This window comes from Billgrantia pellis, assembly GCF_008297955.1.
In the GTDB taxonomy this organism is placed as follows: domain Bacteria; phylum Pseudomonadota; class Gammaproteobacteria; order Pseudomonadales; family Halomonadaceae; genus Halomonas; species Halomonas pellis.
The window spans coordinates 103,253-115,548 of the sequence record NZ_VTPY01000001.1 but is presented as its reverse complement, the minus strand read 5'-3'; the positions used below and the strand labels follow the sequence as shown (position 1 = coordinate 115,548).

Below are 12,296 nucleotides of genomic sequence, written 5' to 3'. Positions count from 1 at the left end.
GGCGCCGGAGTAGCGCCCCCGCAGGGGCTTTCGGGAGTGTTGCGATCAGGTCGCGGGTCGCACGCCTCCCTTACCTTCAGCAAGAGGCAATACCATGTCCGATTTCACCCTCAATGCCAGCGTTCGCAACGACCTGGGGAAAGGTGCGAGCCGCCGCCTGCGTCGTGAGAACCTTCAGGTGCCCGCCATCGTCTACGGTGGCGAGAAAGCGCCGCAACCGATCTCCGTCGAGAAGGCCGCCTTCTATAAGGCCATCGAAGACGAGTCCTTCTTCTCCTCGGTGCTCAAGCTGGTCATCGACGGAAAGCAGGAGCAGGTCGTGGTGCGCGATCTGCAACGCCACCCGTACAAGCCGCTGATCACCCACGCCGACTTCCTGCGCGTGGACGCCACTCACGAGATCACCATCAACGTGCCGCTGCACGTGGTGGGCGAGGAAACGTCCAAGGGCATCAAGGACCAGGGCGGCGAGCTGCACGTGCTCTCCAACGAGGTCCAGATCAGCTGCCTGCCGAAGGACCTGCCCGACTTCCTCGAAGTCGATATCTCCAACGTCGAGCTGGGCACTACCCTGCATCTCTCCGACCTCGTGCTGCCGGCAGGCGTCACCCTGGTCGAGCTGACGCACGGCGAGGATCATGACAATGCCGTGCTGAGCATCACCAAGCCCAAGACCCGCGGCGAAGCGGCTGAGGGCGAAGAGGGCGAGGAAGGCGAAGGCTCCGCCGAGTAAATGCGCCGTCGGGGCCGTCAGGTGGCGGCCCCTTTCGTTTCGATCAAGCGCTGCGGCGCTTGTTCTTGTTTGGAGACCCCGCATGCCCCAGGTCAAGGCGATCATCGGGCTGGGCAATCCCGGTGACGACTATGCCGCCACCCGCCACAATGCCGGCGCCTGGCTGGTCGAAATCCTGGCCCGACAGGCCGGAAGCGAGCTGCGTCCCGAGAAAAAGTTCCTTGGCCTCTATGCCAGGGTCAACCTCGGCGGGCACGAACTTCATCTGCTCGAACCCACCACTTACATGAACCGCAGCGGCGCCGCGGTAGCGGCTTTGTGCCAATTCTACAAGATCGCTCCCGAGGAATTGTTGGTGGCCCATGACGAACTGGATATCCCGCCCGGTACCGCACGCTACAAGCAGGCCGGAGGCCACGGTGGTCACAACGGGCTGCGAGACATCATCCGTGCACTGGGCGACAAGGGCTTCAATCGGCTGCGCATCGGCATCGGCCACCCCGGCGATTCGCGACAGGTCACCCAGTACGTACTGGGTCGTCCCGGCAAGGCGGAACTCGCCGATATTGGCGCTGCCCTGGACGAGTGCCTGGCGACCCTGCCCCTGGCCGCAGCCGGCGAGTGGGCACAGGCGATGAACCGCCTGCATGGCTTCAAGCCCTGAAAGGCGTCACCACTCCTGGCCATCGTCGTAGCTCGTAGCTCGTGGCAACGGTAGAATAGCCGCCAATTTCTCACACGCTTTCCAGGACAACTTCATGGGTTTCAACTGCGGTATCGTCGGCCTCCCCAATGTCGGCAAATCCACCCTGTTCAATGCGCTGACCAAGTCCGGCATCGACGCCGAGAACTTCCCCTTCTGCACTATCGAACCCAATGTCGGCATCGTACCGATGCCCGATCCCCGGCTGGACAAGCTGGCCGAGATCGTGAAGCCGCAGAAGGTGATCCCCACCACCATGGAGTTCGTCGACATCGCAGGCTTGGTGGCGGGCGCTTCCAAGGGCGAGGGGCTCGGCAACCAGTTCCTGGCCAACATCCGCGAGACCCAGGCTATCGCCCACGTGGTGCGCTGCTTCGACAACGACAACGTGATCCACGTGGCCAACCAGGTCGACCCGCGCGCCGATATCGAGACCATCAACCTGGAGCTGGCCCTGGCCGATCTCGATACGGTCGAGCGCGCCATCCAGCGTCTGGTTCGCGTGGTCAAGGGCGGCGACAAGGAGGCCATCGCCACCAAGGCGATCCTCGATCGTATCCAGCCACACCTGGCCGAGGGCCGGCCGCTGCGAAGCTTCGGTCTCGACGACGACGAGAAGCGCCAGGTGAAGAGTTTCGGCTTCCTGACGCTCAAGCCGACCATGTACATCGCCAACGTTAACGAGGATGGTTTCGACAACAACCCCTACCTCGACGTGGTCCATGAAATCGCCACCGAGGAAGGCGCCGCGGTAGTGCCGGTCTGCAACCAGCTTGAGGCAGAGATCGCCGAGCTGGACGACGAGGAGCGCGCCATGTTCCTCGATGAGATGGGAATGGCGGAACCTGGACTCGACCGGGTGATTCGCGCCGGTTACAAGCTCCTCGGCCTGCAGACCTATTTCACCGCCGGTGTGAAAGAGGTCCGTGCCTGGACGGTCAAGGTCGGCGCCACGGCTCCCGAGGCGGCCGGCGTGATTCACACCGATTTTCAGAAAGGCTTCATCCGCGCCGAGGTCATCGCCTACGAGGATTTCATCGCACTGGGCGGCGAACAGGGCGCCAAGGATGCCGGCAAGTGGCGGCTCGAAGGCAAGGAGTATGTCGTGCAGGATGGAGACGTGATCCACTTCCGCTTCAATGTGTAACCAGATCCTTGACCCGACGGGGAGGAATCCGTAAACTTCGCCTCCGTTGATTGGCTACGTAGCTCAGTTGGTTAGAGCACATCACTCATAATGATGGGGTCCCCTGTTCGAGTCAGGGCGTAGCCACCAGAGATCAAGAAAACCCGGCGCCCTCTGGCGCCGGGTTTTTCGTGATGGCGGCTCAGACCAGCCGCGGGCGGTTGACAAAGGCGACCAGTGCCCGCGTCAGGTGCTCCACGTCGTGGCTTCCTGCGGTCTCGCGGATCGAGTGCATCGCCCACTGCGGCACCCCCACGTCGAGCGTCGGCACGCCAAGCTCCGTGGCGGTGATCGGCCCGATGGTGCTGCCACAGCCCATGTCGGCTCGAGTGACGAAGGTCTGTACCGGCACGCCCGCTTCGCGACACAGGTCGCGGAACAGCGCCGACGTCGCGCTGTTGGTGGCGTAGCGCTGGTTGGCGTTGACCTTGATGACCGGTCCGCCGTTGAGCGCCGGTCCATGGGCGGCGTCGTGCTTGTCGATGAAATTGGGATGCAAGGCATGGGCATTGTCGCAGGAGATCAGGCGCGAGGCCTGGATCAACCGGATGAAGCCTTCGTCGCCGGGCTCGCCGAGCTGAGCGTTGATACGGCGAAGCACATCGCCGAGAAACGGCCCCTGGGCGCCGCTGGTGCTGGCACTGCCGACCTCCTCGTGGTCGTTGGCGACAAGCAACGCCCCCTGGCTGCCGTCGCTCTCCAGCAGCGCCTCCAGGCCGATGAAGCAAGAGAGCAGATTGTCCAGGCGCGCGCTGGCCACCAGTTCACCCTCGACGCCGACCAGCGACGGCGGCTGAACGTCGTGGAACGCCAGCTCGAAATCGAGGATCTCGGCCCCGATGATGCCATGCTGCGCCTCCAGCCAGCCCAGCAGCAGCCGCTGCAGGTCGGCCTTGTCGCCGCCCTGCAGGAAGACCGGCGCCATCTGCGTCTGGGGATTGATCGGGCGGCCCTGATTGACTTCGCGATCGAGATGGATCGCCAGGCTGGGCACGATCGCCACCGGCCGGTCGACGTGCAACAGCATACCCTCGAGACGGCCGTCGGCATGGCGCAGGTGGACCCGTCCCGCCAGGCCGAGGTCGCGATCGAACCAGGGGGCGAGCAACGCACCGCCGTAGACTTCGATACCGAGCTGCAGCCAGCCCGCCGAGGCCTGGGCGGCGTTGGGCTTGAGTCGCAACCCCGGACTATCGGTATGGGCGCCTATCATGCGCAGCGCGTGAAGCCGCTCGCGAGGAAGCTGCAGTGCGACGATCGACGAGTCGTTGCGGGTCGTGTAGACCCGCTCGCCGGGGGCGAGTTGCCAGGGCTCGCCCTCGTCCAGCCGCCGGAAACCGGCGGCGTCGAACCGTTCCGCCATGGCCTCGACGGCATGCCAGGGCGTGGGTGAGCGATGCAGGAAATCGAGCAGGCGCTCGAGACGAGCTTCCCGGGACATGTGGATCCTCTTGAAGGGTCGTGGTTGACGCGATAGCTGCTACAATGCGGTGTCGGCCTTGGCAACTCGCAAGCGATGCGCTTGTCCTAGGGAAGGAAGTGTACACGAAACCGGGAGTGCTTCATTGATGAGCCTGTTAGTCGTTGTTCGGCGCTCAGTCAGCCTGATGCTGGCGCTGCTGTTGGTGGGCAGCCAGCTGGCGCTGGCGGAGATTCAGCCCGGCGACGCCCAACGCCAAGCAGCGATGGAGGTGGCCGAATCGCTGCGCTATGGCCATTATGCAGATATCGCCCTCGATGACGGCTGGTCACGTCAGGCCTTCGAGCGCTACCTCGACGTGCTCGACGGCCAGCGCGCCTTTCTGCTCGAAAGCGATGTCGAAGAGTTTCGCCACCTCGAGGAGCGCATCGACGACATGCTGATGGAGGGCGAAGTCGCCCCCGCCTACCGGCTCTACCAGCGCTATCACGAGCGCGCCGAGTCGCGCTTCGAGTGGTTGCTCGCCGCCCTCGACGAAGGCCTCGAGTTCACCTACGAGACCGATATGCGCCTGGAATTGGACCGCAGCGAGGTGCCTTGGGCCAGCAGCGAAGCCGAACTCGATACGCTCTGGCACAAGCGATTGAAGAACGCCGCGCTCACCCTGGACATCAGTGGACAGGACGAGGAGCAGATCGAGTCCAACCTGCGGCAGCGCTATGAGGGCCAGCTCGCACGGCTGCGCCAGACCAACGCCGAGGATGTGTTCGGCCTATTCATGGCGGCCGTGACCGGCAGCATCGATCCACATACCGAGTACCTTTCCCCGCGTCAGGGTGAGTCGTTCGACATCCAGATGCGCCTGTCGCTGGAAGGCATCGGGGCCATGCTGCAGTCCGACGGCGAATACGTGAAGGTCACCAGTCTGGTACCCGGCGGCCCCGCCGATCGCGCCGGTGTGCTCGAGCCCGCCGATCGTATCATCGGCGTGGGCCAGGGCGACGAGGAGGAAATCGCCAACGTGGTGGGCATGCGCCTGGATGAAGTGGTCGATCTGATTCGCGGCCCCAAAGGCACCGTGGTGCGCCTCGAGGTGGTCCCCGCCGAGGCCGTCGACATGACGCGCTCCCACGAGGTCGAGATCACCCGCGATACCGTCGATCTAGAGGAGCAGGCGGCCAAGGGCGAGATCATCGAGGTCGAGCGCGACGATGGCATCAAACGCATCGGCGTCATCACCATCCCGGCGTTCTATGTCGACTTCGACGCCTGGCAGGCCGGCGCAGAAGAGTTCCGCAGTACCACCCGCGACGTGGCGCGCGAGGTCGAGCGACTCAAGCAGGAGGGTATCGACGGCATCATGCTCGATCTGCGCAACAACGGCGGAGGCGCCTTGCAGGAGGCCAATTCCCTGCTCGGCCTGTTCATCGATCGCGGCCCCACCGTGCAGGTGCGCGATGCGCGTGGACGCATCAGTCTCTATGGCGATACCGAGACCGGCACTCTCTACGACGGTCCGCTGGCAGTGCTGGTCAACCGGCTGTCCGCTTCGGCCTCCGAGATCTTCGCCGGCGCCATTCAGGATTATGGCCGCGGCCTGGTGCTGGGCAGCGCCACCTTCGGCAAGGGCACCGTGCAGACCCTCAACGACCTGAGCCACGGCCAGATCAAGCTGACCCGGGCGAAGTTCTATCGTATCTCGGGCGCGAGCACCCAGCATCGCGGCGTAGAGCCGGATATTCTGTTCCCCGATTTGTTCGACCCGGAGCGGATCGGCGAAAGCAGCTTGGACAATGCGCTCGAATGGGACACCGTCCAGGCAGTGCAATATCGTCACTACGGCGAGCCATGGGAGTACCTCGAGACCCTTCGCTCACGCCATCGCGAGCGGGCCGACTCCCACCCCAACTTCCTTTACCTGCAGGAGCGCGTCGAGCTGACCCGTCGCATGCGCGAGGAGCAGACCAGCGTGAGCCTGGACCGGGAGCAGCGCCAGCGCGAAGTCGAAGCGCTCGACGCCGAGCAACTCGCCATCGAGAATCGGCGGCGCAAAGCCTTGGGCCTGGAACCGCTCGACGAGCTGGTAAAGGCGCGCGAGGAAGAGGTCGCCCAAGAGGATGGGGAGGAAGACGAGGCGGTGGATCGCGTCCAGGTCACCGAAGCCGCCGCCATCCTTGCCGATTACGCTGAGCTGACCGAGCGTCGTCTGGCGGGCCGCTCCTGAGGTTACCCCAGCCCGCCTTCCCTGCGCGAATCGGGAAACCGGACATCGAAACCGCGGGCATCCAGTTGACGAATATCGATCGGACGCCCGCTCTCGTCAAAGTCGACCAGCCCGATACCGCTGCCGTTCCATAACCGTTCGCCGGCACTGGCACGCTCGGGATCGCGTGGCCGTATCTCCAGCCGTCGACGCTGGGTCAACCAGTTGAGCGGCGAACGCGGTGCATAGAGCCAGCGATTGAGCCGATCGAACCAGTCCAACAGCGTTGCGGGAAAGGCATTCTTCACGCCGCTCGAGGTAACCTGCCATAATCGCGGGCCATGCCGCCGCTGTCGGATGCGAATATCGTAAGCGAACGAATAATGCACATCACCGGAGAGAATCACGTAGTTACCCGGCGTACGAGCATGGCGAAAGATATTGAGCATCACGCTCGCCGTGCCGCGGTGTGCCATCCAGTTCTCCGCATCCACCAGCAACGGCTTGCCTGCCAGAGTGAAGAGCTTCTGAATGCCCTCGATCAGTTTCACGCCGAACATGGGGGCGGGTGAGACGATAATCGCGGCCGGTGCGTCGAGGAGATATTGCTGCAATTCCGTCAATGCCTCCCAATCCATCAATCCCGATGGGCGGCCTGGGCGGCGTTCGCTGCGCCAACGCCGAGTACGGGTATCGAGCACCACGAGCAGCGGCGGTCCCGGCAAGCGATACTCCCACCCCTGGAAATGTCGCAGACGTTCCAGGCAGGTATCGTGCTCCTCGCGCGGTAGCCAGCCTTTACTGCGCCGTGTCTGCTCCAGCAAATCACGGCACGAGGCCAGCAAGGGGGCGACGCGATCAGGATCGTTTCCCCATCCCTGACAGAGCAAGTACCCCATCAGGGCATTGCCGATGATGCGCCGCGACAGCGGATGGCCGTAAGCCGTCTGCTCCCAGTCCGCCGTCAGGTTCCAATCGTCAGTGACATCATGATCATCGAAGATCATCAATGTCGGCAGATGCGCCATCAGTCGCGAGCAGCCGGGCAACCCCGCGACGAAGCGCTCGAGAGTGGCACGCTGCGAGGCGTAGATCTCGGCATGCTCGGGCGCCGGTCGTGCCAAGTCCTCCTCCTCGATCAATCGCCAGGGCACCGGCGACCAGACCAGTAGGTACATCGCCATGACCTCGGCGAAGGTCATCAGGTGGTTCTGGGCGTTGGCCGAGGTGAAGACCGGTTTGCGCGCCCCGCCGAAGAAGCGTTTGCGCAACGCCGCCGTGCTTTCCACATCAGGCAGCAGCGACTCGCGCCGGTACAGGCTCGCCTCGTTGGCATAGAGCGCCTGACTATCGTCGACGGTGGCGCCCTCGAGCGTCTCGTCGAACAGCCCCAGGCGTTGGATCAAGACGTGAATGGTGGTCAGCATGGGGCCGGCCACATCATCGGCATACACCTGGTCACCGGTCATCAACAACCAGGCCGGCCACTCTTCGGGTTGCTCGTAGCGCTCGGCCAGCCAGGCATCGGCGCGCACCAACCCATCCGGGGCGTCATAGTGGGGCTTGCGGCAGGAGCCATGCAGCAGGCGATGATGGCGCGACGCGATCACGAAGCTCGGACGCTTCGCTCCTGAATGCAGGAGATGCGGGGCCCACTCGCCGATTCCGCGTCCCCGCCCGCCTTCGGCAATCTGTAGGTCATAGCCGACAGGCACCCCGCTCGGCAGCGGCGTGGTCAGCTTGACATCGATGAAATGCAGCCAGGCATTCCGCCCTACCGGCACCCGCGTCAGACGCCCCTCGCCAAGCCTTAATCGGCGCGCGGGGCGTCCTTGCGGATGCAGCAGGAGAACCAGTTCGAGTGGGCGGGAGCCCACCAGCCAGAGCGTCAGGCGGTCGATCGTGACCCGGCGCACCAGCGGACCGCAGAGCACATCCGGCAGAGACAAGGCGAGGTTGCCTGACATCACCCCCTCGCTTAGCGCCGCTCGCTGCGCCAGTCTCGCCAGGAAAAGACGGCCAACGTCAGCGCGGTGATCGGCATGACGACGTACAACATGGCGTCGGCGAACCCGGTCAGGGCATCATGCCGCGTGGCGGCCAGGACCAGATAGAGCGTGTAGGCCACGTAGTAGCCTATCAGCAGCGCACCCTCCCAGCGGTTGATCGTGCGCCCGGTAAAGCAGATCGGCAGGCAGACCAGCGCCACGGCCAGCATGACCGGCATGTCGAAGGCCACCATGGCCGCCGACACATCGATCGCCGAGGGTGCCAGCAGCGCCGTCAGCCCCAGAACGCCGAGCAGATTGAAGATATTGCTGCCCACCACGTTGCCCACGGCGATATCGCGCTCGCCACGCAGAACGGCGATGATCGAGGTCAGTACCTCGGGCAGCGACGTGCCGGCCGCGATGATGGTCAGTCCGATGACCTGGTCGCTCACGCCGAGATGCGCGGCGAGCGCCACCGCGCCGTCGACGAACCAGCGCGAGCCCACCACCATCAGGCCCAGCCCCCCCGCCACCCGCAGCAGATCGATCCCCCAATGGCTGGCAGCGATCGGCGCTTCGACGGAATCGCCGACCGCGCTCTGCCGACGCCCCTGAAGAAACAGGAACGCCGTATAGACGACGAGCCCGACCACCAACCCCAGCCCATCGAGCCTACCGATCTGGCGGTCGAATGCCAGCACGAGCACGATGAGCGTAATCAGCACCATGAGAGGAATGTCGAACCTGACCAACTGTTGCGCCACCCGCAGCGGAGCAATCAGCGCCGAGATGCCGAGAATGAAGAGCACGTTGAAGATATTGCTGCCCACGACGTTACCGACGGCAATGCCTGCCTGGTCGTCGAGAGCCGCCTGAAGACTGACCGTGAGTTCGGGCGAACTGGTCCCGAAGGCCACCACGGTCAGGCCAATGATCAACGACGAGATTCCCAACCGACCCGCCAGACGCGAGGCGCCCTTCACCAGCCCCTCAGCACCGGCGATGAGCAGTGCCAACCCGACCAGGCCCATGAGATAGACCGTCATTCTTTACCGCCCCCTGGTTCGATCCGCTCCTTTTCCACCGAGGTGGAGATCTCCTTTCGTTATACGCGAGCTCTATGGCAAAGACTACTTGTGCCCTGGAACCAAGCATCCGCTCTGCACCGCTGGTGACGGTGCCGTCCGGCTACGCCGAGCAACAAGCGCCGAGAGGGCGTCGACAAAATTCGCGCCTGCCGGAAACGAGGAGAATCAGGAGTCGTGCGCGCCCGCGCCGGCCGGCACCATGAGCCCGGACAGGAGATGGCTCCCGGAGCAGGACTCGAACCTGCGACCCAGTGATTAACAGTCACTTGCTCTACCGACTGAGCTATCCGGGAACGATTACGACAGAAAGCTGATGGCTCCTCGAGCAGGACTCGAACCTGCGACCCAGTGATTAACAGTCACTTGCTCTACCAACTGAGCTATCGAGGAATGACGAACGTCACGGTCAGCTTGTGTTCATTGGCTCCCCGAGCAGGACTCGAACCTGCGACCCAATGATTAACAGTCATTTGCTCTACCAACTGAGCTATCGGGGAATGGCCCTGAACACGGTGCGTAGTATACGGATCGCTTACGCAAGGTCAAGGGCGGATTCCGCCGCCATCGGAAGACAAGACGCCCGTGCAACATCGCTGCACGGGCGTCTCGGTAAAGCTGGTGGCTACGCCCTGATTCGAACAGGGGACCCCATCATTATGAGTGATGTGCTCTAACCGGCTGAGCTACGTAGCCATACGCACCAATTCGTTAGCGTCGGCCACCCGGGGCCGGCCGACGCGGCAGAATTATGCATGAACCCCCTCCCCCTGGCAAGCCGGGATGGCACCGGCGCCTTTCTTGATTGAACGTTCAATAAAAAAATGTCATGCTGAGAACACTGCGCTCAAGCCGGCAGCGCCAAGTATCACAGGAGTCAAGCGGTGCCCAAGATAGGAATGGAGCCGATTCGTCGCCACCAGCTTATTCAGGCCACGATGAAGGCCATCGACGAGGTCGGCCTCGCCGATGCCACGGTGATGCGAATTGCCCGTCACGCCGGCGTCTCCGCCGGGATCATCAGCCACTACTTCGGCGGCAAGGATGGCCTGCTCGAGGCCACCATGCGCCAGATCCTCAGCGATCTGGGCGAGGCGGTGGCGGCGCGCCGCCGCGCCTTGGGCAGCGGTTCTCCCCGTGAACACCTGCAGGCCATCATCGACGGCAACTTCGATCGCAGCCAGGTCTCGGGCCCGGCGGCCAAGACCTGGCTCGCGTTCTGGTCCAGCAGCATGCACAAGCCTCAGCTGCAGCGACTACAGCAGGTCAATGACCGACGGCTCTACTCCAATCTCTGCAGTCAGTTCCATCGCCTAATGCCGCGGGAAAAAGCGCGTGACGCTGCCCGAGGGCTGGCGGCCATGATCGACGGCTTGTGGCTGCGCGGGACGCTGACACCGGAGGGCCTGGACACCGAACGCGCACGTCGCTTGGCGCAAGCCTACCTGGACCAACTGCTGGCCGCCCATGACACAACGCAGGCTTTTCCCGAGGAGTTCGTATGACATCGCTCGTTACCGAAACGCTCTTTATCGCCGGCGGCCGAGTCGAGGCCACCTCCGGCGAGACCTTCGAGGTCGTCAACCCCTACGACGGCAGCGTGCTCGCCCACGTCGGCCAAGCCAGCCAGGCTGACGTCGATCGCGCGGTGGCATCGGCCCGCGCCGGCCAACGCCGCTGGGCGGCCATGACCGGCATGGAGCGCGGTCGCATCCTGAATCGCGCCGTGGCACTGCTAAGAGAACGCAACGACGAGATCGCCGAACTCGAGACGCGTAACACCGGCAAACCGATCAGCGAGACCATCGCGGTGGACATCGTCACCGGGGCGGACGTTCTCGAGTACTACGCCGGCCTGGCTCCGGCCATCGAAGGGTCGCAGATTCCCCTGCGCGAATCGTCATTCGTTTATACCCGCCGCGAGCCGCTGGGTGTCATCGGTGCCATCGGCGCCTGGAACTATCCGATTCAGATCGCCTGCTGGAAAGCCGCACCTGCGCTGGCCGCCGGCAACGCCATGGTGTTCAAGCCCAGCGAGGTAACGCCGCTGTCCGCCATGAAACTGGCCGAGATATTCACCGAGGCCGGGCTACCCCACGGCGTGTTCAACGTCGTCCACGGCGACGCCCGGGTCGGGCAGATGCTCACTGCCCACGAGGGCATCGACAAAGTGACCTTCACTGGCGAAGTGGGTACCGGCAAGAAAGTGATGGCCGCCGCCGCCGGCTCGACCCTCAAGGACGTGACCATGGAGTTGGGCGGCAAATCACCGCTGATCGTGTTTGCCGACGCCGACCTGGAGCGTGCCGCCGACGCCGCGATGATGGCCAACTTCTATTCCAGCGGTCAGATCTGCACCAACGGTACACGCGTCTTCGTCGAGCATCCGGTAAAGAGCGCTTTCGAGGAGAAGATCGTCGAGCGCGTGGCACGCATCCGCGCCGGCGACCCGCTCGATCCGAGCGTCAATTTCGGTCCGCTGGTCAGCTTCGAGCATCAGGCCAAGGTGCTCTCCTACATCGAGGCCGGCAAGCAGGATGGCGCGCGCCTGCTGATCGGAGGCGCCCCCTTCGCCGAGGGAGATTTCGCCAACGGCGCCTGGGCACCCGCCACGGTATTCACCGACTGCACCGACGACATGCGCATCGTGCGCGAGGAGATCTTCGGGCCGGTAATCTCGATCCTTGCCTTCGACGGCGAGGAAGAGCTGATCCGCCGCGCCAACGACACCCACTACGGCCTTGCCGCGGGGCTGTTCACCGAGAGCCTGAGCCGGGCACATCGCACCATTCACCGCCTCGAAGCCGGCATCTGCTGGATCAACACCTGGGGCGAGTCGCCGGCGGAGATGCCGGTGGGGGGCTACAAGCAGTCCGGCGTGGGCCGCGAGAACGGCATCGAGACCCTGGCCCACTACACCCAGACCAAGTCGGTGCAGGTGGAGATGGGCCCCTTCGAGTCGGTGTTCTAAGCCA

9 protein-coding genes and 5 tRNA genes are annotated in these 12,296 nt (G+C 64.0%); 7 read left to right on the top strand and 7 right to left on the bottom strand.

The features are described 5' to 3' along the window. Window positions 1-94: 94 nt before the first annotated feature. The 4 genes from F0A17_RS00580 (at window position 95) to F0A17_RS00565 (ending at window position 2,712) form a co-directional block, all read left to right on the top strand. Window positions 95-733: a 50S ribosomal protein L25/general stress protein Ctc gene (locus F0A17_RS00580; protein ID WP_149326410.1), complete on the top strand. Its 639-nt coding sequence runs from the start codon at window positions 95-97 to the stop codon at window positions 731-733. Between the two features lie 82 nt (window positions 734-815). Then, window positions 816-1,397, top strand: coding sequence for an aminoacyl-tRNA hydrolase (pth, locus tag F0A17_RS00575; protein WP_149326409.1), 582 nt, complete (start codon window positions 816-818; stop codon window positions 1,395-1,397). A gap of 94 nt (window positions 1,398-1,491) precedes the next feature. Then, the gene (gene ychF / locus F0A17_RS00570) at window positions 1,492-2,583 is read left to right on the top strand and encodes a redox-regulated ATPase YchF (RefSeq protein WP_149326408.1); all 1,092 of its coding nucleotides are present in this window, start codon (window positions 1,492-1,494) and stop codon (window positions 2,581-2,583) included. Window positions 2,584-2,635: 52 nt separating this feature from the next. Beyond that, a tRNA-Met gene (locus F0A17_RS00565) sits at window positions 2,636-2,712 on the top strand. A gap of 52 nt (window positions 2,713-2,764) precedes the next feature. Here F0A17_RS00565 and F0A17_RS00560 read toward each other — a convergent pair. Next, window positions 2,765-4,063, bottom strand: coding sequence for a M18 family aminopeptidase (locus F0A17_RS00560; RefSeq protein ID WP_149326407.1), 1,299 nt, complete (start codon window positions 4,061-4,063; stop codon window positions 2,765-2,767). Window positions 4,064-4,190: 127 nt separating this feature from the next. Here F0A17_RS00560 and F0A17_RS00555 point away from each other — a divergent pair, with 127 nt between their 5' ends. Further along, window positions 4,191-6,266 (top strand): carboxy terminal-processing peptidase, encoded by a 2,076-nt coding sequence (locus tag F0A17_RS00555; protein WP_149326406.1) that lies wholly within the window; start codon window positions 4,191-4,193, stop codon window positions 6,264-6,266. 2 nt (window positions 6,267-6,268) lie between these two features. Here the strand turns inward: F0A17_RS00555 and F0A17_RS00550 are convergent, their stop codons facing one another. The 6 genes from F0A17_RS00550 to F0A17_RS00525 all read right to left on the bottom strand — a co-directional run bounded on the left by F0A17_RS00550 (window position 6,269) and on the right by F0A17_RS00525 (window position 10,017). After that, on the bottom strand, window positions 6,269-8,212 hold the full coding sequence (locus F0A17_RS00550) for a metallophosphoesterase family protein (protein WP_149326405.1): 1,944 nt from the start codon (window positions 8,210-8,212) through the stop codon (window positions 6,269-6,271). Window positions 8,213-8,223: 11 nt separating this feature from the next. After that, the gene (locus tag F0A17_RS00545) at window positions 8,224-9,282 is read right to left on the bottom strand and encodes a calcium/sodium antiporter (protein WP_149326404.1); all 1,059 of its coding nucleotides are present in this window, start codon (window positions 9,280-9,282) and stop codon (window positions 8,224-8,226) included. Between the two features lie 259 nt (window positions 9,283-9,541). Further along, window positions 9,542-9,617: transfer RNA gene (locus F0A17_RS00540), tRNA-Asn, on the bottom strand. A 21-nt stretch (window positions 9,618-9,638) separates the two neighbouring features. Beyond that, window positions 9,639-9,714: transfer RNA gene (locus F0A17_RS00535), tRNA-Asn, on the bottom strand. A 31-nt stretch (window positions 9,715-9,745) separates the two neighbouring features. After that, window positions 9,746-9,821 (bottom strand) — tRNA-Asn (locus F0A17_RS00530). A gap of 119 nt (window positions 9,822-9,940) precedes the next feature. After that, window positions 9,941-10,017 (bottom strand) — tRNA-Met (locus tag F0A17_RS00525). A gap of 188 nt (window positions 10,018-10,205) precedes the next feature. Between F0A17_RS00525 and betI the strand changes: the two genes are divergently transcribed. Both betI and betB read left to right on the top strand, forming a co-directional pair. After that, window positions 10,206-10,826 carry a transcriptional regulator BetI gene (gene betI, locus F0A17_RS00520; protein WP_187774578.1) on the top strand — a complete coding sequence of 207 codons (621 nt, stop codon included), beginning with the start codon at window positions 10,206-10,208 and terminating at the stop codon, window positions 10,824-10,826. Then, entirely contained in the window at window positions 10,823-12,292 is a 1,470-nt protein-coding gene (betB, locus tag F0A17_RS00515; protein ID WP_149326403.1) for a betaine-aldehyde dehydrogenase, read from the top strand. Before betI ends, betB begins: the two co-directional genes overlap by 4 nt. Window positions 12,293-12,296 lie beyond the last annotated feature (4 nt).